Origin of the sequence: Chthonobacter albigriseus (genome assembly GCF_013839445.1) — a bacterium.
Classification (GTDB): domain Bacteria; phylum Pseudomonadota; class Alphaproteobacteria; order Rhizobiales; family Pleomorphomonadaceae; genus Chthonobacter; species Chthonobacter albigriseus.
In genome coordinates, this window is record NZ_JACDIT010000001.1 from 1112168 (window position 1) to 1134740 (window position 22573).

Annotated in this window: 21 protein-coding genes and 1 tRNA gene; 12 read left to right on the top strand and 10 right to left on the bottom strand. The window is 68.4% G+C overall.

The window, feature by feature from the left end; all coding sequences use genetic code 11:
• Positions 1–115: 115 nt before the first annotated feature.
• Together metK and trmB are read left to right on the top strand one after the other, a co-directional pair.
• A complete protein-coding gene (gene metK / locus HZ321_RS04980; RefSeq protein ID WP_181700787.1) occupies positions 116–1291 on the top strand; it encodes a methionine adenosyltransferase in 1176 nt (391 codons plus the stop codon).
• Between the two features lie 88 nt (positions 1292–1379).
• A complete protein-coding gene (gene trmB, locus HZ321_RS04985) occupies positions 1380–2108 on the top strand; it encodes a tRNA (guanosine(46)-N7)-methyltransferase TrmB (protein ID WP_181700789.1) in 729 nt (242 codons plus the stop codon).
• Here the strand turns inward: trmB and HZ321_RS04990 are convergent.
• Positions 2083–2580, bottom strand: coding sequence for a DUF1284 domain-containing protein (locus tag HZ321_RS04990; RefSeq protein WP_181700791.1), 498 nt, complete (start codon positions 2578–2580; stop codon positions 2083–2085). The genes trmB and HZ321_RS04990 overlap by 26 nt on opposite strands.
• Positions 2577–3104 carry a GcrA family cell cycle regulator gene (locus HZ321_RS04995; RefSeq protein ID WP_181700793.1) on the bottom strand — a complete coding sequence of 176 codons (528 nt, stop codon included), beginning with the start codon at positions 3102–3104 and terminating at the stop codon, positions 2577–2579. The genes HZ321_RS04990 and HZ321_RS04995 overlap by 4 nt, the downstream gene beginning before the upstream one ends.
• A 451-nt stretch (positions 3105–3555) precedes the next feature.
• Between HZ321_RS04995 and HZ321_RS05000 the strand changes: the two genes are divergently transcribed.
• The 3 genes from HZ321_RS05000 to HZ321_RS05010 are packed head-to-tail and all read left to right on the top strand — an operon-like array spanning position 3556 to position 6741.
• Positions 3556–4794: an aspartate aminotransferase family protein gene (locus tag HZ321_RS05000; RefSeq protein WP_181700795.1), complete on the top strand. Its 1239-nt coding sequence runs from the start codon at positions 3556–3558 to the stop codon at positions 4792–4794.
• A gap of 13 nt (positions 4795–4807) precedes the next feature.
• A complete protein-coding gene (argF, locus tag HZ321_RS05005; RefSeq protein ID WP_181700797.1) occupies positions 4808–5746 on the top strand; it encodes an ornithine carbamoyltransferase in 939 nt (312 codons plus the stop codon).
• Positions 5746–6741: an Hsp33 family molecular chaperone gene (locus HZ321_RS05010; RefSeq protein ID WP_181700799.1), complete on the top strand. Its 996-nt coding sequence runs from the start codon at positions 5746–5748 to the stop codon at positions 6739–6741. Before argF ends, HZ321_RS05010 begins: the two co-directional genes overlap by 1 nt.
• Positions 6742–6906: 165 nt before the next feature.
• Here HZ321_RS05010 and HZ321_RS05015 read toward each other — a convergent pair whose 3' ends face one another.
• The 7 genes from HZ321_RS05015 to cmk all read right to left on the bottom strand — a co-directional run bounded on the left by HZ321_RS05015 (position 6907) and on the right by cmk (position 14435).
• Entirely contained in the window at positions 6907–7539 is a 633-nt protein-coding gene (locus HZ321_RS05015) for an alpha/beta family hydrolase (protein ID WP_181700801.1), read from the bottom strand.
• Positions 7536–8504, bottom strand: a complete 969-nt coding sequence (gene lhpI, locus HZ321_RS05020) for a bifunctional Delta(1)-pyrroline-2-carboxylate/Delta(1)-piperideine-2-carboxylate reductase (RefSeq protein ID WP_181700803.1) — start codon at positions 8502–8504, stop codon at positions 7536–7538. Before lhpI ends, HZ321_RS05015 begins: the two co-directional genes overlap by 4 nt.
• Before the next feature lie 90 nt (positions 8505–8594).
• Entirely contained in the window at positions 8595–8954 is a 360-nt protein-coding gene (locus tag HZ321_RS05025; protein WP_181700805.1) for a LapA family protein, read from the bottom strand.
• Positions 8955–9113: 159 nt separating this feature from the next.
• Complete coding sequence (gene ihfB / locus HZ321_RS05030) at positions 9114–9395, bottom strand: integration host factor subunit beta (RefSeq protein ID WP_181700812.1); 282 nt, start codon at positions 9393–9395, stop codon at positions 9114–9116.
• 145 nt (positions 9396–9540) lie between these two features.
• Complete coding sequence (gene sppA, locus HZ321_RS05035) at positions 9541–10500, bottom strand: signal peptide peptidase SppA (RefSeq protein ID WP_181700814.1); 960 nt, start codon at positions 10498–10500, stop codon at positions 9541–9543.
• Between the two features lie 1342 nt (positions 10501–11842).
• Positions 11843–13540, bottom strand: a complete 1698-nt coding sequence (gene rpsA / locus HZ321_RS05040) for a 30S ribosomal protein S1 (RefSeq protein WP_181700816.1) — start codon at positions 13538–13540, stop codon at positions 11843–11845.
• A 274-nt stretch (positions 13541–13814) separates the two neighbouring features.
• Positions 13815–14435: a (d)CMP kinase gene (cmk, locus tag HZ321_RS05045; RefSeq protein ID WP_181700818.1), complete on the bottom strand. Its 621-nt coding sequence runs from the start codon at positions 14433–14435 to the stop codon at positions 13815–13817.
• 153 nt (positions 14436–14588) lie between these two features.
• Between cmk and HZ321_RS05050 the strand changes: the two genes are divergently transcribed.
• Complete coding sequence (locus tag HZ321_RS05050) at positions 14589–15536, top strand: phosphatase PAP2 family protein (protein ID WP_181700819.1); 948 nt, start codon at positions 14589–14591, stop codon at positions 15534–15536.
• Positions 15537–15558: 22 nt separating this feature from the next.
• On the opposite strand, the gene aroA is transcribed toward HZ321_RS05050, so the two are convergent.
• Positions 15559–16914, bottom strand: a complete 1356-nt coding sequence (gene aroA / locus HZ321_RS05055) for a 3-phosphoshikimate 1-carboxyvinyltransferase (RefSeq protein ID WP_181700821.1) — start codon at positions 16912–16914, stop codon at positions 15559–15561.
• A gap of 242 nt (positions 16915–17156) precedes the next feature.
• Between aroA and HZ321_RS05060 the strand changes: the two genes are divergently transcribed.
• From HZ321_RS05060 to HZ321_RS05085, 6 genes are all read left to right on the top strand, one after another.
• Positions 17157–17528, top strand: coding sequence for a TIGR02300 family protein (locus HZ321_RS05060; RefSeq protein WP_181700823.1), 372 nt, complete (start codon positions 17157–17159; stop codon positions 17526–17528).
• 264 nt (positions 17529–17792) lie between these two features.
• A tRNA-Ala gene (locus tag HZ321_RS05065) sits at positions 17793–17868 on the top strand.
• A 1097-nt stretch (positions 17869–18965) separates the two neighbouring features.
• A complete protein-coding gene (locus HZ321_RS05070; RefSeq protein WP_181700826.1) occupies positions 18966–19181 on the top strand; it encodes a hypothetical protein in 216 nt (71 codons plus the stop codon).
• Complete coding sequence (locus HZ321_RS05075) at positions 19178–20848, top strand: TolC family protein (protein ID WP_244635573.1); 1671 nt, start codon at positions 19178–19180, stop codon at positions 20846–20848. Before HZ321_RS05070 ends, HZ321_RS05075 begins: the two co-directional genes overlap by 4 nt.
• Positions 20749–22032 (top strand): multicopper oxidase family protein, encoded by a 1284-nt coding sequence (locus tag HZ321_RS05080; protein ID WP_244635574.1) that lies wholly within the window; start codon positions 20749–20751, stop codon positions 22030–22032. Before HZ321_RS05075 ends, HZ321_RS05080 begins: the two co-directional genes overlap by 100 nt.
• A gap of 66 nt (positions 22033–22098) precedes the next feature.
• Complete coding sequence (locus HZ321_RS05085; RefSeq protein ID WP_244635575.1) at positions 22099–22569, top strand: cupredoxin domain-containing protein; 471 nt, start codon at positions 22099–22101, stop codon at positions 22567–22569.
• Positions 22570–22573 lie beyond the last annotated feature (4 nt).

Here is a 22573-nt window from a genome sequence, read left to right on the forward strand (position 1 = left end):
CGGCATTTACCGCGACCGTGCGCGCCGCTTGATCTTTTGCCGAACCCTTGCGAGAAGGATCACGCTGCAGTGCCGCACGCACAGTGGCGTTACGCTACTTTGAGGGGTTCACCCTATGTCTCGACGGAACTATCTCTTCACGAGCGAATCCGTGTCCGAAGGTCATCCGGACAAGGTTTGCGATCGCATCTCCGACACCATCGTCGATGCCTACCTCGGAGCGGAACCCGAAGCCCGGGTCGCCGCCGAGACGCTCGCCACCACCAACCGCGTCGTGATCGCGGGCGAGGTGCGCGGCCCCGGTTCCATCACCTCCGACCTGATCGAGCAGCTGGCGCGCGAAGCCATCCGTGACATCGGCTACGAGCAGGACGGTTTCCATTGGCGGACCGCCCAGGTCGAGATCCTCCTGCACGCGCAGTCCTCCGACATCGCGCAGGGCGTCGATGCCTCCGGCAACAAGGACGAAGGCGCGGGCGACCAGGGCATCATGTTCGGTTATGCCTGCACGGAAACGCCGACGCTGATGCCGGCGCCGATCTTCTATGCGCACCAGATTCTCCGCCGGCTCGCCGAGGTGCGCAAGTCCGGCCAGGAAGCCGACCTCGGACCCGACGCCAAGAGCCAGGTGACCCTGCGCTATGTCGACGGCAAGCCGGTCGAGGCGACCTCCATCGTGCTGTCCACCCAGCATCGCGACGGGCTCTCCTCGGGCGACGTCCGCGCCATCGTGGAGCCCTATATCCGCGAGACGCTGCCGGCCGGCTGGATCACCGACGAGACCATCTGGCACGTCAACCCGACCGGCAAGTTCGTGATCGGCGGCCCGGACGGCGACGCCGGCCTGACCGGCCGCAAGATCATCGTCGACACCTATGGCGGCGCGGCTCCGCACGGCGGCGGCGCCTTCTCCGGCAAAGATCCGACCAAGGTCGACCGCTCTGCCGCGTATGCGGCGCGGTGGTTGGCCAAGAACGTGGTCGCCGCGGGTCTTGCCGACAAGGCGACCATCCAGCTCTCCTATGCGATCGGGGTCGCCGACCCGCTGTCGATCTACGTCGACCTGCACGACACCGGCCGGGTCGATCCGGAGAAGCTCGAAGCGGTCCTGTCCAACCCCGACATCGTGCGGTTGTCGCCACGCGGCATCCGCGAACGTCTCGGCCTCAACAAGCCGATCTACGCCCGGACCTCCGCCTACGGCCATTTCGGCCGCGAACCGGACGCGGACGGCGGCTTCTCCTGGGAGAAGCTCGACCTCGTCGACACGCTGAAGGCGGCTCTGGCCTGATCAGGCCGTCCTCGGACCGGCTTGGCAACGAACATGCGGCGCCGGTCAACCGGCGCCGTTTCATTTGGACGACAGGGCGATTGCAACGATGACGGATTCCGATGGCGATACACCCCGATCGCCGGGAGGCGAAGCGCGCCAGGCCGCCTTCTACGGGCGGCGCAAGGGCAAGCCGCTACGCCGCGACCAGGCGGGGAGGATGAGCGAACTCCTGCCCCGGCTGGCGCTTCCGCTGGAAACGGAAGCACCGGCCGATCTGGCCGATCTCTTCGCGGAGCGGCCCGCGGAGATCCGCCTTGAGATCGGGTTCGGGGGCGGCGAGCACCTGATCCATCGCGCCCTGGAACGGCGCGACGTCGGCTTCATCGGCGTGGAGCCCTTCGTGAACGGCATGGCCAAGGCGCTCGCGGCCGTGGAAGGACACGGGCTTTCCAATGTCCGCCTCTGCAGCGAAGACGCCGTGAAGGTGCTGGACTGGCTGCCGACCGCCAGCCTCGACCGTATCGTTCTGCTCTATCCCGACCCATGGCCGAAGCGACGGCACTGGAAGCGGCGGTTTGTCGGTCCGGACAACCTCGATCGGTTCGCGCGCGTCCTTAAGCCGGGCGGGGCGTTCCATTTCGCCTCGGATATCGACACCTATGTGGACTGGACGCTGTTCCACGTCCGCCGCCACCCGGCCTTCCGCTGGACGGCGACCATCCCTGGAGACTGGCGGCTGCCGTGGGAGGGCTGGCCCGGGACACGCTACGAGGCGAAGGCGCTGCGCGAAGGGCGGGTGCCGGCCTATCTCACGTTCCAGAAGGTTCAGGTTTAGCCCCGCTGGCGAGTTGAACGCCGGGAAAACCGTCGGTCGCGATCGCGGTGCAAAGGTCCGACCATTCGCATCCGGCGCAGGCTGCACGAATCCGGCCCTCGACGAAGGCCTTGCGCAGGCGCTCGATCCAGTCGGCAGGCGACACGAAGATCGAGCCCGGCCGGAGATCGACGCCGAAAAGCGCTCCCACATCGGCGAGCGCGGCCGCGTCACGGGCCTGGGCGCGCGGCAAGAGGCAGTGGGGCTCGCTCTCCTCTGCCACATGAGCGGCGCAGATATCGTCTGGGCCATCGACGATGCGGATCGCCGAACCCGCCGAGAGCCGGTTCACCACGCCGACCATGCCGGCCACGAAGGCCGGCGAGTAGCCCTTGCCGACGAAGGTCAGCACGCAGAGCAGGTGATGGCCGCGCAAGCGGACCGGCGGCAGGCCGGCGGCCTGCCTGTCCGCGTCCGCGGTGGCGTCGATCATCCCGCGACGCGGCGGTCGCGCTTGCGCTCGGCCGAAGGCTGATAGGCGATCCGCGCGTGATAGGCGCAATAGGGAATGCCGTTGTCGGACTTGCGACCGCAGAAGAAGAAGTCAGGGCGGCCGGGGTCTCCGATCGGCCACTTGCAGGTGGATTCCGTGAGGTTGAGGATGCTCATCCGCTCGTAGGTGATGGTCTCCGGTTCGGCCGGCAGGATGCGCGGGGCCGGAGCGAGCTCCAGGTTCTCGTCGGACTTGATGACGAGGTTGCCAATGGTAATCGGCATCGACGAGCGCGGCGCCTGGGCGACAGGGCGCGACGGCGCCGCCGTCTTGTGGCGCGGTGCGGCCACCGGGCGCGCGGCTTGGACCTGCGGCTTGGCCCGGCCGGAAAGACCGAGGCGGTGCACCTTGCCGATCACCGCGTTGCGCGTGACGCCGCCGAGTTCGGCCGCGATCTGGCTAGCCGAAAGGCCTTCCGACCACAACGACTTCAGTCGCTCCACGCGTTCATCCGTCCAGGACATGATCCAATCCTTCGCTCGCGCCGCAAAAGCGGCAGAATCCGTCTCGCCTCGCCCGGACTGAACGCCCGGAAACGCACGCAGCGAAACTCCCCTGTACCTGATTTCCCTACGACATCTCGTAGCGGCTTCGACCAAGCTACAATACCGGTAGACTCGCAGGCAACGCCGCGTCGGTGCCCGGCGCTCGGTCGGGCGAACTTTTCCCCAAATATCGTGGCGCTTGCAGGGCAGCGAATCGGTGGGCTCATCTTTTCTTCGCGCGAGTGTTCGTAGAACCACACAAGATGAATCCAGGGGTTGCCAGACGGGACCTGCAGCATTGACAGTCAAGCCGTCGTTCATGGTATAGGAGACGAGGGCCGCGCCTGCCGACTTGGGGGCGCGGTCTCCTGTTTTTTCACGTCCAGCACGGGCTTTACCGATGCCGGACCAACGTGCCTCGGGTGACACCATGACCGCCATCAAGAGCCCGGCCGCGGCGCCTGCCGACCCGGCCCCGTCCTCCCCGCTGTTCTCCACCTTCGCGCGTGCGAACGTGGCGTTCGAGCGCGGCGAGGGTGCGTGGCTGACGGCGAGTGACGGGTCGCGATGGCTGGATTTCGGGGCTGGCATCGCCGTCAACGCGCTGGGGCATGCCCATCCGCATCTCGTCGAGGCACTGAAGGCGCAGGCCGAGAAGCTCTGGCACGTCTCCAACGTGTTCGAGATCCCCGAGCAGGAGCGCCTGGCGCAACGGCTGGTCGACGCCAGCTTCGCCGACAAGGTGTTCTTCACGAACTCTGGCGCCGAGGCGCTGGAGTGCGCGATCAAGACGGCGCGCCGGTTCCATTATGCTGCGGGTCGCCCGGAGCGCTACCGCATCATCACCTTCGAGGGCGCCTTCCACGGCCGCACGCTGGCGACGATCGCCGCCGGCGGGCAGAAGAAGTACCTGGAGGGCTTCGGTCCGGTGGTCGAAGGCTTCGACCAGGTGCCGTTCGGCGACCATGAGGCCCTGAAGGCCGCCGTCGGACCGGAAACCGCGGCCATCCTGATCGAGCCGATCCAGGGTGAAGGCGGCATCCGGCCGGTGCCGGCAGTCTGCCTGAAGGGGCTCCGGGAGCTCTGCGACCGGGAGGGTATTCTCCTCATCTTCGACGAGGTGCAGACCGGCATCGGCCGCACAGGCAAGCTGTTCGCCCACGAGTGGTCCGGCGTTTCGCCCGATATCCTGGCCTCCGCCAAAGGGCTGGGCGGCGGCTTCCCGGTCGGTGCCTGCCTCGCCACGGAGAGCGCGGCGAGCGGCATGGTTGCCGGCGTCCACGGCACGACCTTCGGCGGCAATCCGCTGGCGATGGCCGTCGGCAACGCGGTGCTGGACGTTGCGCTGGCGCCGGGCTTCCTGGAGCATGTCCGCGAGATCGGCCTCAGGCTGAAGCAGGGCCTCGCCCAGGTGGTCGACCACCATCCGACCGTGTTCGAGACGGTGCGCGGGGAAGGGCTGATGCTCGGCCTGAAGTGCAAGGTGCCGTCGGGGGACGTGGTCAACGCGCTCAGGGCGGAGACGATGATCGGCATCGGAGCCGGCGACAACGTGGTCCGCCTGTTGCCGCCTCTGATCGTCGGCGAGGATGAAGTGCGCGAGGCGGTGCGCCGGATCGAGGCGGCAGCCTCCCGGATCGAGGCCGCGCAGTCGGCTGGCAAGGCGTGAGGAGAGTTCGGCCATGTCCCTGAACGGCGAAAGCCCTATCCGGCACTTCCTCGACCTGACCGACGTCTCGACGGCGGACCTGCGTTCGATCCTGGCCTCCAGCGCCCAAATGAAGGCAGCGGCGAAGGGGACGGCGCGACGCGACGGGCCGCTCGCCGGCAAGGTGCTCGCGATGGTGTTCGAGCGTCCCTCGACGCGGACCCGGGTATCGTTCGACGTCGGGATGCGACAGCTCGGCGGCGAGACGCTGATGCTGACCGGCGACGAGATGCAGCTCGGCCGCGGCGAGACGATCGCCGACACGGCGCGGGTGCTGTCGCGCTATGTGGACGCGATCATGATCCGCATCCTGGACCATGCGGCGCTGACCGAACTGGCGGAGAACGCCACCGTACCGGTGATCAACGGCCTGACGCGGTTGTCGCATCCCTGCCAGATCATGGCTGACGTGCTGACGTTCGAGGAGCACCGTGGGCCGATCGCGGGGCGGACCGTGGCTTGGACCGGCGACAGCAACAACGTGCTGGCGTCGTGGGTCCACGCGGCGGCGCGGTTCGACTTCGAGCTCAGGATCGCGACGCCGCCGGAACTGGCGCCGCGGCCGGAGCCGATCGACTGGGCGCGGGCGAACGGTGGCAAGGTGACCGTGACCAACGACCCCTACGAGGCGGTGGACGGCGTCGACTGCGTGGTGACGGACACCTGGGTGTCGATGGGGGACGAGGACGGCGAGCGGCGGCACAACCTCCTGAAACCTTATCAGGTGAACGACCGTTTGATGTCTCAGGCGTCCAAGGATGCCATCTTCATGCATTGTCTCCCCGCTCACCGCGAGGAGGAAGTGACCGCCAGCGTGATGGACGGGCCGCAGTCCGTGGTGTTCGACGAGGCTGAAAACCGCCTGCACGCCCAGAAAGGCATCCTGGCGTGGTGCCTCGGAGCGATCGGCTGATGAACGATATCGAAGCGGCTGCGGCGCCGGGCGGCGACGACAGCGTCCTGCCCTTCCAGGTGGAGGCGCTGGATGCGCGTGGGCGAGTGGTCACCCTGGGGCCGGCGCTGGACACGATCCTGGGCCGACACGACTACCCGCCGTCGGTGTCGCGGCTGCTGGGCGAGGCGGTGGCGCTGACCGCGCTGCTCGGTACCTCGTTGAAATTCCAGGGACGTTTCATCGTCCAGACGCAGTCCGACGGGCCGGTCCACATGCTGGTGGTGGACTTCGAGACGCCGGACCGGATCCGGGCTTGCGCCCGTTTCGACCGGGCGGCGGTGGAGGCCTCGGTGGCGGAAGGGCGGGACCGGCCGGAGCATCTCCTGGGCAACGGACATCTCGCGATGACCGTCGACCAGGGCACGAACATGTCGCGATATCAAGGGGTTGTGCCGCTCGACGGACGATCGCTGGAGGATGCGGCGCACCAGTATTTCGCCCAGTCGGAGCAGATCCCGACCCGGGTCCGGCTGGCGGTCGGGGAGTTGATGACCCGCGACCAGGACGGCCTGAGGCGGGAATGGCGGGCCGGCGGGCTCTTGGTGCAGTTCCTGCCGGAGGCGCCGGAGCGGGTCCGGGTGCGCGATCTTCACCCCGGCGATGCCCCGGAGGGGACGCCGGACGACCTCGGCGACGACGAGGACGACGCCTGGACGGAAGCCCGCAGCCTTGTGGAAACCATTGAAGACGTTGAGCTAACCGATCCGGAGGTGACGGCGGAGCGGCTGCTCTACCGGCTCTTCCACGAACGGGGCGTGCGGGTCTTCGAGCGCCAACCGTTGCACGAACAGTGCCGCTGCTCGCGGGAGAGGGTCGACGACATGCTGCGCAGCTTCACCGGGGAAGAGCGCCGCGACATGACCGTCGACGGGCGGATCACGGTGACCTGCGAGTTCTGTTCGACGGTCTACGACTTCGATCCCGCGCCGTTCGAATCCTCCGACGCGGTGTAGTCGCGTTTTTCGTGGCGCATCGGGGCTACGTAGCGCCCGAAAGCGCCACGACGCCGTCCGGCGCGCCGACACCGCCCGAACGGTTTATCCCCGCACCGACAGGCCGGGTTAGATTGGCGCTCCACCGGGTCGACCGTTCGACCTCGGATCGCAGAGGAGTGTCGATCATGCGAAGAGCCTGCGCACGACGGCTGCGGCTGTTTCCAGATGACCGGAGAGGGTTCGGCCGCTCGCCTTGCGAGGCTTGAGGTCGTGATCGCCGTCCTCGAACCAGCGCACCGTCACCGTGGCCGGGAGCGGATAGGCCGCGACGTCCTCGGCCGTGCCGAAGGGATCGCGGCTGCCCTGGAGGATCGTGACCGGCAGGCGGCAGTCGGAGAGTGGCGCGAGGCGGGTCGCCTCGGGCTTGCCGGGCGGATGGAAGGGATAGCCGTAGACGACGACGCCGAGCACGCGGGAGTCGAGGACCGTTCCGGCCGCGAGGACGGAGACCCTGCCGCCCAGCGACTTCCCACCGATCAGGAGCGGTCCCCCGAAGCGGGCGAGTGTCGCGTCGACAGCGGCGCGGTAGTCGTCGACGAGGGTCTCGGCCTTCGGCGGCGGCCGGCGAGACCCGGTGCGGCGGGCGGCCATGTAGGGGAACTCGAAGCGGACGACATGGACGCCCTGCCCCGCCAGCGCGGCGGCGGCGGCTTCGAGCGTGGCGCTGTCCATCGGGGCGCCGGCCCCGTGGGCCAGCAGCAGCGTTCCGGCGGGTTCGCCGGCCGGTTCGGTGACGAGGAGGTCGGGCGTGCTCATGAGCGGCGGAAGACGAGGCTCGCCGCGGCGAGGTCCTCCAGCGCAGTGCCGACGGACTTGAAGAAGGTGATCTCGGTTTCAGAGCCGCGCCCGGGGTGGACGCCGCGGCAGAGCTCGAAGAGATCGGCGCGGATGCCCGTTGCCGCGAGCACGCCGGACTGCAGGGGCTGGACGATGTCGCCCGCCTCATGGGCGGCGCCGGCCCTGGTGTCGACGAAGACGCTGGAGCGGCGGACGGCCTCGTCGTCGGCCTCTCGCATGTCGGGCGTGAAGCCGCCGACAAGATCGACGTGGGCCCCTGGCTTCAGCCAGGCGCCGCGGACGAGCGGTTCGGACGCGAGCGTCGCGGCTGAGACGATGTCGGCCTCGCCAACGGCCGCCTCCAGGTCGCGAGCGACGACGGCGCGTACCGGCCGACCGGCGATCGAGGCGGGCAAGCCTTCCACCACCGCCTCGGCCTTGGCCGGATCCCGGTTCCAGACCGCGATCTCGGCGATCGGGCGGATGCTTGCGTGCGCTTCGATGAGGAAGCGGGACAGCGCGCCAGCACCTACCATCAGATGACGCGCGGCATCCTGGCGGGCGAGGTAGGAGGCGGCGAGCGCGGAGGCCGCCGCCGTGCGCCAAAGGGTCAGCGCCCGGCCGTCGAGCACGGCGACGGGTTCCCCCGTGGCGCCGCGCATCAACAGATAGATGCCGTCCACGGTGGGTCGGCCGCGGTGGGCATTGCCGGGGAAGACCGTGACGATCTTGACACCCATCCAGCCGCCGCCGGCGGCGACCTCGGACGCGGCGTCCCAGGCCGGCATCAGGAGGAGCGTGGCGGCTTCCCCGTGGGGCCGGTCAACCGTGTGGTGATGGCGGAGCGGCGTCTCGATGGGGGCGCGGAAGGCCTCGCGGAGAGCTTCGACCATGGCGGCCGGGGTCAGCGCCGCGGCGATATCGGCGGCGGAGAAGATGCGCATGACGGTCCTGTCTCAACGGAGCTCGGGCGGCCGGTTGTTCCGGTCCGCCCGGTGGCCGGCAATCCCCGCGGCCGGAGGAAACGTTCAAGATCAGAGGCGGCGAGGCGCCGGCAGCCCGAGACTGGCGGGAACGCCGGCGGGTCCGGCGGGATGGACCTCTTCCTTGAGGCGCTCGGCCTCACCCTGCCAGCGGCGGGCTTCGCGACGATTGACGCGGGCGGCGCGACGGAAGCGATGCTGGTTGGCCCAGACCGCCACGCCACCGAGCAGCGCCCCCACCCAGAGGGCGGCGAAGAAGACCACGTAGAGGGGCACCGACAGGGAGAGGAAGGGCGTCGCCGGCGTGAAGGGATCGAGCACGATCGTCACCGACTGGTTGTTGACCAGGGCCAACGCCACGATCACCAGCGCGACGGGAGCGCCGATCAGCAGCCACACGAGGGTTCTCAAGCGCGTCTCTCCTCTACCGAGCCAAGCGGCCGGTCCGCCGACAGGTCCGGCCAGTCTGACCTGCCGGGCATGGTGTCCGGCGCAGCGGGCGTTCCGGACGATGCACCACAACGCAGGTCGGGTGCCGGTCGTTGCAGCCCCGGCGACCGCCGGCCCGCATCAGCCGCCGTTCAGCCGCTCCCGCATTTCCTTGCCCGTCTTGAAGAACGGGACGGACTTCTCGTCAACCTCGACCTTTTCCCCGGTGCGCGGATTGCGACCGACGCGGGCCGGCCGGCTCTTGACGGAAAAGGCGCCGAAACCGCGCAGTTCCACCCGGTCGCCGTTGGCAAGCGCCTCGACGACCTTGTCGAGGATCGTGTTGACGATGTTCTCGACGTCGCGCTGGTAGAGATGCGGATTCTGCGTCGCGATCCGGCTGACGAGTTCTGACTTGATCATCGGGCCCCCCTGGTGTCGGACCGCCGCAACGGAGATGCATGGCGCCCTGCCGTCCGGCGCTTGGGACAAGCCGCTCCGGGTCTTGGAGCAGCTGCCCACCGAACCGAACCCGCTCGCAGGCCCGGCCCTTGCTCTCCGCCAATTCCTATTCCGTGTCCGATAGTTGAGGGTGCCAAACGGAGACCAGACCGTCAAGCGTCGGGACCGTGACGAGGAAGGAGAGATCGAGACCGACGGCGCGACCGGCAGCCAGCACGGCACGCGAGCCGAGACCGAGCCGATCCGTCGCCGAGCGGGGCTTCCAGTCCTCGACAGGCAGGTCGGCGGTGACGCCGCGCTCCTTCTCCAGCCATGCCACGGCCTCGGTCTCGCCGCCGATCTCGTCGACGAGCTTGAGGCCGAGCGCCTGGCGGCCGCTGAAGATGGACCCGTCGGCCAGACGGAGCGCCTCGGCGCGATCAAGGCCCCGGCGTTCTGCGACGATGTCGACGAACCACTGGTAGGTGTCGTCTACGAGCCGGCCGATCATCTCGCGGGCGCCGGGAACCTCCGGCTCGGTGAAGGGCGAAGGCTCGGCCTTGAGCGGCGCCGACTTCACCGTCTTGACCTCGACGCCGATCTTGTCGAGCAGGCCCACCACGCTGCCGTACTGGAAATAGACGCCGATCGAGCCGGTGATCGAGGTACGGCCGGCGACGATGTGGTCGGCGGCGATGGCGGTCATGTAGCCGGCGGAGGCAGCGAGCGTACCGATAGTGGCCACGGTGGGCTTCTTCTCGGCGAGCTTGCGGAGGGAATCGTAGAGCGCCTCGCCGCCGGTGGTGGAGCCCCCGGGGCTGTCGATGGCGACGATCACGCCTTCCACCCAGTCGCTGTCTCCGATGCGCTCGATCATCTCTGTGACCTGCCGGTCCTCCATGATGACGCCGTCGACGGTGATGCGGGCGATGTGGGGAGAAGACCGGCCGAGATCGCTGAAGCCGCCGGCGTAGGCGATCGCGCCGAGCACGGCCAGGACGGCGAGCAGGAAGGCGGCAATGCGCCAGAAGGCAAGCTTGCGGCGGATGCGGCGGCGATCGACGATCGCGTCGGCGTCAAGGGACATCACGGGCCTCCGGTCTCTTCTCGGGGTGGGTATACACCGGGGAGAGAGCCGCGCGCCAGGGAAAGGGCGCGGCCGGACGGCGCGAAGGGGGAGGGAGTGGGAGGCAGGGCGGTCGGGCTTCGACTGTCGGGGGTCGGCATTCCCGGTCATGGTCCGCGAAGGCGGACCACCCACGCCTTGGTCAGGACGGCGCACTGTCGGTGGGCAGGATACCGAGCGGCGCCCGCAAATGGGTGGGGGTGGGCTGGGGGTGAGGGGCACGGCGATGGGGTCGGCAGATGGGGTTCGGCAGTTCAATATCCGTCATGGTCCGCGAAGGCGGACCATGACGGCGGGAAGGGGTTGGAAGCAGGACGATGGCGTGGGTGGTCCGCCTGCGCGGACCATGACGGCGGAAGGGGGAGCGGCGGGACGACGGCGTGGGTGGTCCGCCTTCGCGGACCATGACGGCGGGAAGGGGGACCGGCGGGACGACGGCGTGGGTGGTCCGCCTGCGCGGACCATGACGGCGGAAGGGGGGAGCGGCGGGACGGCGGCGTGGGTGGTCCGCCTGCGCGGACCATGACGGTCGGGGGTCGAGCGGTAGAGGCAGAGGTAGAGGTAGAGGTAGAGGTAGAGGTAGAGGTAATAGAGAAAGGGCGCCGCGCGAAGCGACGCCCCTGTTCAGGCTCTGCGCGATGTCGTCGAGAGAGCCGGCCAGCTTCGATCAAGAAGCCAGTCTAGTATCCCAAACCGAGTGCGGGTGGGACTTCGGAGAGTATCCTTCCTCGTCCCACCCGCGTCAAGTATGAATGCTCGGCAATGTCTGTCAGTCCACGCAAAACGGTCCGCAGTATGCTTTCGTGATTAAATTCGGATCGTGAATGACCGGCAATATCGGTCGCTCACGCGAACCCGGAGGGTTCGTGTCCTTGAAAACAACACCCGATGAATTCAACGAAAAACAGAGCCTAAATATTCCGACCCGGATCAAACGATCTCGATGTCTTGGTATTTCAAGTCAGTATCAGTTTCGCTTCAGCTCGAAGGCTTGAAATCCGCCGCCGATGGAGATCATCAAACACGAGAGCCCGTCGGGGCTCAAGCGGGCTTTCTGCTTTGTCCTAAATTGCCGATTATTAAGATGAAAAGTTATGATTAACGTCCGTGACGGGCGTTACTTGAGCCAACCGTTCGACGGGACTGCCCCGCGGAGCAGGTGGGGCGAGCGGGCGAGGCCGCGGGTCATCAAGGCGACGCCGGCGCAGGGCCGACCGCCGATGCGCAAAGAAAAAGGGCCCGCCTTGCGGCGGACCCTTTCCCGATCCTGCGAAGACGGGCGCTGCGGACAGCGCCCGGCCGATCACTCGTCGCCGTCCTGACGGGCCTTCAGGGCCGCGCCGAGGATGTCGCCGAGCGAGGCACCCGAGTCGGACGAACCGAACTGGGCCACGGCCTCCTTCTCCTCGGCGATCTCGAGCGCCTTGATGGAGAGACCGATCTTGCGGGTCTTGCGGTCGAACTGGGTGACGCGGGCGTCCACCTTCTCGCCGACGGCGAAGCGGTCCGGACGCTGCTCGGAGCGATCGCGCGACAGGTCGGCACGACGGATGAAGGCCGTCATGTCGGTGTCGACGATCTTGACCTCGAGGCCGCCTTCCTTGACTTCAAGGATCTCGGTGGTGACCACGGAGTTGCGGCGGATCTCGCCGGCGCTCTCCATCGGGTCGTTGCCGAGCTGCTTGATGCCGAGGCTGATGCGCTCCTTCTCGACGTCGACGTCGAGCACGGCCGCCTTGACCACGTCGCCCTTCTGGAACTCCTCGATGACCTGTTCGCCCGGACGGTTCCAGTCGAGGTCGGAGAGGTGGACCATGCCGTCGACGTCGCCGTCGAGGCCGATGAACAGACCGAACTCGGTCTTGTTCTTGACCTCGCCCTCGACCACGGAACCGGTGGGATACTTCTCGACGAAGGCCTCCCAGGGGTTCTGCAGGGTCTGCTTGAGGCCGAGCGAGATGCGGCGCTTGACCGGATCGACCTCGAGCACCATCACGTCGACCTCCTGCGAGGTGGACACGATCTTGCCCGGGTGGACGTTCTTCTTGGTCCAGGACATCTCGGAGACGTGGATCAGGCCTTCGATGCCCGGCTCCAGTTCGACGAACGCGCCGTAGTCGGTGATGTTGGTCACGCGGCCATGGAACTTGACGCCGACCGGGTACTTGGCCTCGATGCCGTCCCAGGGATCGGCCTCGAGCTGCTTCATGCCCAGCGAGATGCGGTGGGTTTCCTGGTTGACGCGGATGATCTGGACGCGCACCTGCTGGCCGATGTTGAGCACTTCGGTCGGGTGGTTGATGCGGCGCCAGGCGATGTCCGTGACGTGCAGGAGGCCGTCGATGCCACCGAGGTCGACGAAGGCGCCGTAGTCGGTGATGTTCTTGACCACACCCTCGACGACCTGGCCCTCTTCGAGGCTCTGGACGAGCTCGGAGCGCTGCTCGGCGCGGGTCTCTTCAAGCACGACGCGGCGCGAGACGACGATGTTGCCGCGGCGCTTGTCCATCTTGAGGATCTGGAACGGCTGCGGCGAGTGCATCAGCGGGGCGACGTCGCGCACGGGGCGGATGTCGACCTGGGAACGCGGCAGGAAGGCGGTGGCGCCGTCGAGATCGACGGTGAAGCCGCCCTTGACCTGGTTGAAGATGTGCCCGATGACCTTCTCGCCCTTTTCGAAGGCGACTTCCAGGCGGACCCAGCTCTCTTCGCGGCGGGCCTTGTCACGGGAGAGGACGGCCTCGCCGAGCGCGTTCTCGATGCGCTCCAGGTAGACCTCGACGATGTCGCCGGGCTTCAGCTCGCCGTCGCGGGCGCGGGCGCCGAATTCCTTGAGGGGAACGCGACCCTCGACCTTCAGGCCGACGTCGATGACCGCGAGGTCCTTCTCGATGGCGACGACGGTGCCCTTGACCACGGCACCTTCGATGACGTCCGAGGCGGTCAGGCTCTCGGCGAGAAGGGCGGCGAAATCCTCACGGGAGGGATTGATAGCGGACATTGAAACTCCTGATGCCGGATGACCGGCCGCGTCGGCTGGGTTCGTGTTGGCGTTCGGGCGATCCCACCGATGCCGGCCGATATGGCCGGACGACCGCCGAAGAGGCGGGTGCCGACGCGAGAGATCGGCGGGACTACCCAGGCTTTTCCATGGAGCCGCGCGGACGGAGACCGCCCACGCGACGCGCTCATATAGGCGAAGAGCGCCCGCGGAGCAAGGCGAAACGGCGCGAACCGGCGCGAACGGACGGCTTGATGAACGGATCCGCGCGGTTTCAGCGCCGGGCGTCGATCGCGGCGACGGCGGCGGCGAAGGCGCCGTCGCGGTCTAGGCCGGAGGTGTCGATGATGACGGCGTCCGCGGCCGGCCGGAGCGGCGCGGTGGCGCGGGTGCTGTCGCGCTCGTCGCGCTCGCGGACCTCGGCGAGGATGCGGGCGTAGTCGACGTCGCGGCCCTTGGCGGCGAGCTCGTCGGTGCGGCGGCGGGCGCGGACTTCCGCCGAGGCGGTGACGAAGAGCTTCACGTCGGCCCCGGGGCAGATGACGGTGCCGATGTCGCGGCCATCGAGGACGGCGCCGCCGGGGCGGGCCGCGAAGTCGCGCTGGAAGTCGACGAGCGCGGCGCGGACCGGCGGGTGGACGGCAACGCGGGAAGCGAGTTCGCCGGCCTCCCGGCCGCGCAGGTCGTCGCGCGCGAGGTCGCCGGACGTCAGGGCGCGGGCGATGGCGCCGGTCGCGGCGGCGTCGTCGAGGTCGATGCCGCGGTCGTGGGCGAGGCGGCCGATGGCGCGGTAGAGCAGCCCGGTGTCGAGATACGGCAGACCGTAGTGGGCGGCGAGGCGCTCGGCGAGGGTGCCCTTGCCGGCGGCCGCCGGCCCGTCGATGGCGATGATCATGAGGCGCTGGTCCCGCGTCGGTATGCCGTTCGGCAGGGACCTAGCACCGGGGTGGGCGGGCGGCAAGCGGGGCGGGCGGCGGCAAGCCGATGTTAAGCGGGTCGCGGGTAGGCTGCCGCCTCAACCCCGCAACGGACGAGACCCGCCGCGCCCATGACCTATCGCACCGACCAGGATGCCCGCGTGATCCGACGCCTGGACGCGGCCATCTCTGCGCTGATCGCGGCGGTGATCGCGCTCGACGTCGTGCTCGGCGCCGCGCTAGGCTTCCGGGTGGAGTGGACGACCTTCGGTATTCCGGCACTGGCGACGGCGGCGGCGCTGACCGGCGCGGTGGTGTACGGCCGGTGGCGCCCCGACGAGCGGCTGGCGACCGCCTGCATGGGGACGGCGCAGCTGGTGGCGTTCACCGCGGCGGGCGCGCCACTCTCCTACATCGCGGCATCCGCGGGCCTGCCGCTCCAGGACGACGTCTTCGCCGCGATCGACGCCGCGTTGGGCTTCGACTGGGTGTGGCTGTTCCAGGTGATGGACCGGTGGAGCGCGCTGCAGCCGCTGTTCTCGGTGCCCTACGGCTCGATGCTGCCGCAGATCGCGGTGATGACGCTCGCCCTCGGCTTCTTCGGCCGGCACCTGGAGCTGAGACTGTTTCTCCTGGCCTTCGCGCTGGCGGCCCTTTCGACCGTGGCCGCCTCGGCCGTGGTGCCGGCCGTGGGCCCTCCGCTCCACTACAACATCGAGGCGCTGGGGCTCGCCCTCAAGACCGCCACCGGCACGCAGCATGTGGCCGTGTTCGAAGGACTGCGCGACGGATCGATCCGCACGCTGGTCGGGCTCGGCACCGAAGGATTGATCTGCATGCCCAGCCTTCACGCGGCTTCGGCGGTGCTGCTGATGCGCGCAGGCCTGGTCCTGCCGGTGCTGCGCTGGCCCTTCGTGGCGATCAACGCGCTGATGTTGTTCTCGACCGTGATCGAGGGATCGCACTATCTCGCCGATGTGCTGGCCGGCGTCGCCCTCGCCTTTGCGGCGGAGCGGGCCGCCCGCGCTATCGCCAAGGCCGCCGCGCGGGACCGGGTGCGGGCGACAGCGCTGGCCTGAGGGCTCCCGACCGGCCGCCGGGTCAGGCGGCGCGGTGCTCCGGCTCCTGGAAGGCCGCGCCGAGGCCGGTCATCAGGTTTTCGAAGGTGGGGAAGGACGTGGCGATCATCGCGGCGTCGTCGACCGCAACCGCCGTGTTGGCGACGAAGCCGAGGATCAGGAAGCTCATGGCGATGCGATGGTCGAGGTGGGTGGTGACCAGCCCGCCGCCCGGCACCGGGCCGCCGCGCACGACCAGCCAGTCGTGTCCCTCGGAGCAGTCGACGCCGTTGACCTTCAGGCCGTTGGCGACAGCGGAGAGGCGGTCCGATTCCTTCACGCGCATCTCCTCCAGGCCGTTCATCCGCGTCTCGCCCTCGGCGACCGCCGCGGCGACGGCGAGGATCGGGTATTCGTCGATCATCGACGGCGCCCGGACGGCAGGGACGTCGACGCCTTTCAGTTCGGCATGACGGACGCGGAGGTCGGCGAGGCGCTCGCCCCCCGTCTCGCGTTCGGCGACCACCTCGATGGAAGCACCCATCTCCAGCAGCGTCTCGATCAGGCCGATGCGCGCCGGGTTCATCAGCACGCCCTCCACGATGATGTCAGAGCCGGGGACGACGGTTGCGGCGACGATCGGGAAGGCGGCCGAGGAGGGATCGGAGGGCACGGTGACGGCCTGGGGCTTCAGCTCCGGCCGACCTTCCAGGCGGATCGTGCGCACGCCGGCAGCGTCGGTGGCGATGTCGATGGCGGCGCCGAAGCCGGCCAGCATGCGCTCGGTGTGATCGCGGGTGAAGACCGGTTCGACCACGGTGGTGACGCCGGGGGTGCCGAGGCCGGCGAGCAGCACGGCGGACTTCACCTGTGCGGAGGCCATCGGAACGCGGTAGGTGACGGGCACCGGCGTCGCCGCGCCGCGCATGGTGAGGGGCAGCCGGTCACCGGAGCGGGCGATCACCTCGACGCCCATGTCGCGCAGGGGGTTAAGCACGCGGCCCATCGGCCGCTTCACCAGCGAGGCGTCGCCGGTGAAGGTGACGGCGATCGGCTGGGCGGCGACGAGGCCCATGGTCAGGCGGACGCCGGTTCCGGCGTTGCCGAAGTCGATCACGCCGGTGGGCTCCAGCAGTCCGCCGACGCCGAGGCCGTTGACGCGCCAGACGCCGTCGGCGCCCTTGACGACGGTTGCCCCGAGGGCGCGCATGGCGGCGGCGGTGTTGAGGACGTCCTCGGCTTCCAGAAGCCCCTCGATCGTGGTCTCGCCGAGGGCCAGGGCACCCAGCATCAGCGAGCGGTGGGAGATCGACTTGTCGCCGGGCACGCGGACGCGCCCCTGCAACGGGCCGCTCTTTCCGGCGGCAAGGGGACGGCTGCGGGAGGCATGGGAACCCATCGGGTCACTCCGGGTTTTCAGGGCGGCCGGTCGCGCCGCGCGGCGCGCTGCGTGGCCGCCGGAGGGCGTCGCTTCGGTGGGGCCGCATCTAGCACAGGCCAAGCCGGCGCGCCATGGTGGCGGCGGGCCGCACGGCGGCTGGAATCGGCCAGAGATTTCACCTTTGACAGGGCCGGGCTTCACGTCTATGTCCGGTGCCCGAATTCCCGTCCTTCTACACCCATTGATGACGAGGTGGACCCGTGGCGAAACCCGAGCTTGGGATCAAGCGCCTCTGCCCCAACTGCGGCGCCAAGTACTACGACCTGAACCGCAATCCGATCCTGTGCCCGCGCTGCGGCGCACCGTTCGATCCGCATCTCGCGCTGAAGGCCCGCCCCGCGGCCGCCGTGCAGGAAGAGGACGAAGAGGACGAAGAGGACGACGTGGTGGCGCCGGAGTTCGTGCCGCTGGAAGATGCCGAGGACGCTGACGGCGACGACGTGCCCGACATCGAAGAGGCCGACATCGACGACGACGCGGACGTGGAAGACACGTTCCTGGAGGAAGAGGAAGACGACGAAGGCGACGTCTCCGACATCATCGGCGACGTGGAGGACGAGGAGGAGCGCTGAGGCGCCCTGCCCTTCGCCGACCGGCCGTGCGCCGGCCGGCTGTTTCCAGAAACCCCGCCCGGCCTCGCCGCGGCGGGGTTTCCGCTTTATAGGCCAAGCCTTTGCCGGGCGGCGGCGTGGAAGTTGGCGAGGCATGGAAAAAAGAACTTGATCGCCGGTCGGATGCCCCGTATATCCGGCCGCGTCGAGCCGGACCCAAGCCGGCGCCGCTTCGGAAACCCCGAACGGCGGACATTTCACCGGCGAAAGCCGGCGACCTCGTGTGGGGCCATAGCTCAGTTGGGAGAGCGCTTGAATGGCATTCAAGAGGTCAGGGGTTCGACTCCCCTTGGCTCCACCAACTCCCCTTGCTAACATATTGCGAATAAAGGCCTTTCCGGAAGGGGGCTCTTGCGGCCCCAATCTGGGCCCCACACGTCTACTGAGGTCTATTGCCGTTATCAATCTCGGCAGGTGATCGGAGGCTTGAAGGCGATCGCACTGTGCGGGCGTTCCTCACGGCTAGAGCGAGACTGTAGTCAGCGCCATCTTCGGGCCGGCGCAGGTCTGTCCCCACATGAACCTTAGAGGTAGGAGGCCGACATCGGATTGGACGGGTTGGTCATCGAGAGCTCGCTACGAGAACGGCTCTCTATCGGTCATGAATCCCAGCTGTTACAAGCTTAGCAAACGTCGCAAGCACCAGCTCGGGGCTTTCGTCCAATACCTGATGGCGTTATGCGGCCGCCCTCAATTCCACCTCCGATAGTGAGGTGCTCGACAATGGCTCGCATAGCCTGATGATGCCCCAAATGCTGCCGCCCGTGGTGGACCCGGCCAACCATTCCTCCGAGCGCCGCGTGTTTCCTTTTCAGGGACCGCTCCATTCGGGAAGCGAGACGAGTCGGCCCTTGCATCGCGCGTGCTTCTTCGGCATTAGGTACGTACATGCACGGATTCGCCCGCCTCCTGACGACCTGGTTCGTCGCCGCGTTCTTCGCGGTGGCGTCCGTCGCTTGGGCGGGCTACGGAGATCCCTTACAGCCCGCCACCGCTGCCGCTTCGGCAGACCATGGCGATCACGTGCATTCGCATGCGGACGCCGTCTGTCTTGACGCGGATGGCTGCTCGGACCTCGCGGGACACGGTCACGATGCAGAATCCGCATGCTGCGCGTTCGCGTGCCACGTCGTTGCAAACCTTCCCTGCGGTGCGGTCCTGAGCCATTCCGCCGAGGCTTGGCGGCATCGTGTTGATGATCCGGCCGCCCTCCTGGGCTCGGTGCCGGTCGAGCCCGATCGTCCGCCGAGAACGGCCTGACGCCTCCCGTCGGCGGAGACCTGCCGACACCCGTCGCCCTATGACCGCGTCCGTCGATCGCGTGCGAAGCCTTCCGGCCTCGACGCCGATCGCCTCCAACGACGGTCCGACCGATCCCTCCTCGCCCTCGAGGATTCCATGAAGCTTCCGATCGTGGTGGCAGCCGCCGCCATGCTGTCCGCCTGTGCCGCCGAGCCGCCAGGTGCTGCGACGCTCGCTGTCGCCGATCCGTTCGCCCCCGTTCCCGCCGTTGCTGCCGTTCCGGTGATGTCAGGGACCGCGGACCACCGCCCTGTCGATCCACGCCCTTGGGGCGACGTGAACATGCGCGTGGCGCCGGGAGGGGATGAATGATCCCCCGTCCGACGACCTTCCGGATCTTCCCCGGCCTTGCCGCCGCGCTGCTGCTCGGCGCCTGCGCCTCCTTCACGCCCGACGGCGGCATGGCCCCGGTGGCGAGCCGCGTGTCGCTCGAACTCGGCAAGGACACCGTCAAGATCACGTCCGCCGCCGACGAGCTCGGCGCCGGCGAGCGCGTCCAGGCGCTCCTCGCCAAGCCGCTGACGGTGGACGCGGCCGTCCAGGTCGCGCTCCTCAACAACCGCGGTCTGCAAGCGGAGTACAACGCGCTGGGCATTTCGGAGGCGGACTATGTCGCCGCCACGCTGCCGCCGATCAACCCGGCCGTTTCGCTCGAACGAGCGCTGACGGAGTGGGAGTTCGGCATCGAGCGCAGTCTCGCGGTCGGACTCGTCAAGCTCGCCACCTGGCCGAAGCGCAGGGCGATCGCGGCCACGAGCTTCGAGGCGGCCCAGTACCGCGCGATCGAGGCGACCTTCCGGACGGCCGCCGACACCCGGCGGGCCTTCTACGAGGCCGTCGGCGCGCGGCAGCGGGCGGGCTTCCTGGAGCGGGCGCGCCAGACGGCCTCGCTCGCCGCGGAGCTCACCACCAAGCTCGGCGAGACCGGGGCCGCGACGAGGGGCGCCCAGGCCCGCGCGAGCGCCTTCTACGCCGAGGTCTCGGCGGAACTCGCCAAGGCCCGGCTCGACGCCGACCGAGCCCGGGAGACGTTGACGCGGCAGATGGGGCTCTGGGGAACCGCCGCAGCCGACTTCAAGCTGCCGTCGAGCCTTCCGAAGCTGCCGAAGATCCGCAGCGTCGCCGAGGTCGAGGCCGATGCGGTTCGCAGGCGGGTCGATCTGATCGCGGCGCGGCTGGAGCTCGACGCCACGGCCAAGGAGCTCGGCCTTACCAACGCCACACGCTTCCTCTCGGTGCTGGAACTTACCGGGACGGGCACCACGGAATGGGTGCGGGACGACGGCGAGACGGAGCGGGAGGAGACCGGTTCGCTCGAGCTCCACGTCGAGATCCCGATCTGGGACTTTGGTGAGACCGGCCGCCGCCGCGCAGTGGAAACCTACATGCAGGCGGTCAATCGCCTGGTGGAGCAGGCCGTCAACGTCCGATCCGAAGCGCGCGAGGCTTACCGCGCCTACCGGGCCACCCACGACATTGCCCGTCAGTACCAAAACCGGGTGATCCCGCTCCGCAACTTGATCGAGGAGGAGTCTCTCCTCGAATACAACGGCATGCTGATCGACATCCTCGACCTCCTGAACACGGAGCGTGAGACGATCGATAGCAACGTCGCGGCCATCGAAGCCAAGCGCGACTTCTTCATCGCAGAGGTTGACTTCCAGGCCGCGCTGATCGGCGGCGGGGGAAGCGGCGGCCGCTCCGGGGCGGAGACCGGCGGCGCGGGCGCCGTCGCCGACCCCGGCGGACACTGGGGGGGGACGAACCCAAGGCCCTATCCCCCAGGTCCCTCCTCGGGGGCTCAGGCGCGGGCGCCCTCGTCGGCGCGGGCGTCGTCTCCGGGCGCGTCCAGGCCGCCTCGATACCCGAGGCCCCGACCATGGCCGAGCCCACCATGCAGCCGCCGCTCGTGCCGACCACCGGCCCTGACTACAACCCGGTGGTCACGCTCAACGGCTGGACGCTGCCCTGGCGCATGAACGGCGACTGGAAGGAGTTCCATCTCGTCGCTGAGCCCGTCGTCCGCGAGTTCGCCCCCGGGATGGTAGCCCACCTCTGGGGCTACAACGGCCAGTCGCCGGGGCCGACCATCGAAGCGGTGGAGGGCGACAAGGTCCGCATCTTCGTGACCAACAAGCTGCCGGAGCACACCACCATCCACTGGCACGGCCAGCTCTTGCCCTGCGGCATGGACGGCGTCGGCGGCCTCACCCAGCCGCACATCAAGCCGGGCAAGACCTTCGTCTACGAGTTCGTGCTGCAGAAGAGCGGCACCTTCATGTACCACCCCCATGCTGACGAGATGGTCCAGATGGCCATGGGCATGATGGGCTTCTTCGTGGTGCATCCGAAGGACCCCGCCTTCCGCCGGGTCGACCGCGACTTCGTCTTCCTGATGAGCGCCTACGACATTGAGCCCGGCGCCTACGTGCCCCGGGTCGCGGAGATGACCGACTTCAATCTCTGGACCTGGAACAGCCGCGTCTTCCCGGGCATCGATCATCTCGTCTGCGCCAAGGGCGACAAGGTCCGGATCCGCTTCGGCAACCTGACCATGACCAACCACCCGATCCACATGCACGGCTACGACTTCAAGGTGTCGTGCACGGACGGCGGCTGGGTGCCGGAGACTGCGGCCTGGCCGGAGGTGACGATCGACTGCGCAGTCGGCCAGATGCGCGCCTTCGACTTCATAGCCGACAAGCCGGGTGACTGGGCGATCCACTGCCACAAGTCGCATCACACCATGAACGCCATGGGCCACGACCTCTCCAACTATATCGGCGTCGACAAGCGCGAGATCGCCAAGCGCATCCAGGCATTGGTGCCCGACTACATGCCCATGGGCACCGCCGGCATGGCCGACATGGGCGAGATGGAGATGCCGCTTCCCGACAACACGCTGCCGATGATGACGGGCTTCGCCCAGTTCGGCCCCGTGGAGATGGGCGGCATGTTCTCGGTGGTGAAGGTCCGCGAGGGCCTCGCCGCCGGCGACTACAAGGACCCGGGCTGGTACGAGCACCCGCCCGGGACCGTGTCCTACGAATGGACGGGCGAGAGCCAGAACGCGGTTCTCGCGCCCGCCGACCCGGTGAAGCCGACGGACGCGGAGGTCCGCGTCGTCAAGCCCGGAGCCACGGCCCACGCCGGCCACCACTGACCGAAAAAACCCCTTGACCTTCCAGCGCTGGGAAGCCCCAGACCCATGATCGAAACGGGAGTTGCCATGAGACTGATCGTTGCTTTCACCGCCTTCGCCGTTGCTACCTCTGCCGCCTTCGCGACCGGCACGGGTCATACCCATGACGACGAGTTCGCCTTCGGCGAGCCGGGCGATCCGGCAAAGGCCGACCGCACGATCGAGATCGCCATGGGCGAGACCGCCGACGGCGCGATGATCTTCGAGCCGCGCGACGTCGCCGTGAAGCGCGGCGAGACGGTCCGCCTGAAGCTAGTCAACAAGGGCGAGATGGACCACGAGCTCGTGCTCGCCACCCGCGAGGAGAACGACAAGCACGCCATCGAGATGATGAAGAACCCGGACATGGAGCACGACGATCCGAACGGCCGTCGCCTGGCGCCGGGGACCAGCGACGAGATTGTCTGGCACTTCAGCAAGGCCGGCACATTCGACTTCGCCTGCCTGATCCCAGGCCACCGCGACGCCGGCATGCACGGCTCGGTCACGGTCGACTGAGTCG

Excerpts from the sequence above, each read along its gene's own strand:
- HZ321_RS04995 (WP_181700793.1), bottom strand. The coding sequence starts at position 3,104 with ATGTCCTGGACGGATGAACGCGTGGAGCGACTGAAGTCGTTGTGGTCG.
- rpsA (WP_181700816.1), bottom strand. The coding sequence starts at position 13,540 with ATGTCCGCTATCAATCCCTCCCGTGAGGATTTCGCCGCCCTTCTCGCC.
- cmk (WP_181700818.1), bottom strand. The coding sequence starts at position 14,435 with ATGATCATCGCCATCGACGGGCCGGCGGCCGCCGGCAAGGGCACCCTC.
- HZ321_RS04990 (WP_181700791.1), bottom strand. The coding sequence starts at position 2,580 with ATGATCGACGCCACCGCGGACGCGGACAGGCAGGCCGCCGGCCTGCCG.
- HZ321_RS05070 (WP_181700826.1), top strand. The coding sequence starts at position 18,966 with ATGAAGCTTCCGATCGTGGTGGCAGCCGCCGCCATGCTGTCCGCCTGT.
- metK (WP_181700787.1), top strand. The coding sequence starts at position 116 with ATGTCTCGACGGAACTATCTCTTCACGAGCGAATCCGTGTCCGAAGGT.
- HZ321_RS05015 (WP_181700801.1), bottom strand. The coding sequence starts at position 7,539 with ATGAGCACGCCCGACCTCCTCGTCACCGAACCGGCCGGCGAACCCGCC.
- ihfB (WP_181700812.1), bottom strand. The coding sequence starts at position 9,395 with ATGATCAAGTCAGAACTCGTCAGCCGGATCGCGACGCAGAATCCGCAT.
- HZ321_RS05050 (WP_181700819.1), top strand. The coding sequence starts at position 14,589 with ATGACCTATCGCACCGACCAGGATGCCCGCGTGATCCGACGCCTGGAC.
- argF (WP_181700797.1), top strand. The coding sequence starts at position 4,808 with ATGTCCCTGAACGGCGAAAGCCCTATCCGGCACTTCCTCGACCTGACC.
- HZ321_RS05010 (WP_181700799.1), top strand. The coding sequence starts at position 5,746 with ATGAACGATATCGAAGCGGCTGCGGCGCCGGGCGGCGACGACAGCGTC.
- lhpI (WP_181700803.1), bottom strand. The coding sequence starts at position 8,504 with ATGCGCATCTTCTCCGCCGCCGATATCGCCGCGGCGCTGACCCCGGCC.
- aroA (WP_181700821.1), bottom strand. The coding sequence starts at position 16,914 with ATGGGTTCCCATGCCTCCCGCAGCCGTCCCCTTGCCGCCGGAAAGAGC.
- trmB (WP_181700789.1), top strand. The coding sequence starts at position 1,380 with ATGACGGATTCCGATGGCGATACACCCCGATCGCCGGGAGGCGAAGCG.
- sppA (WP_181700814.1), bottom strand. The coding sequence starts at position 10,500 with ATGTCCCTTGACGCCGACGCGATCGTCGATCGCCGCCGCATCCGCCGC.
- HZ321_RS05075 (WP_244635573.1), top strand. The coding sequence starts at position 19,178 with ATGATCCCCCGTCCGACGACCTTCCGGATCTTCCCCGGCCTTGCCGCC.
- HZ321_RS05000 (WP_181700795.1), top strand. The coding sequence starts at position 3,556 with ATGACCGCCATCAAGAGCCCGGCCGCGGCGCCTGCCGACCCGGCCCCG.
- HZ321_RS05085 (WP_244635575.1), top strand. The coding sequence starts at position 22,099 with ATGAGACTGATCGTTGCTTTCACCGCCTTCGCCGTTGCTACCTCTGCC.
- HZ321_RS05080 (WP_244635574.1), top strand. The coding sequence starts at position 20,749 with ATGGCCGAGCCCACCATGCAGCCGCCGCTCGTGCCGACCACCGGCCCT.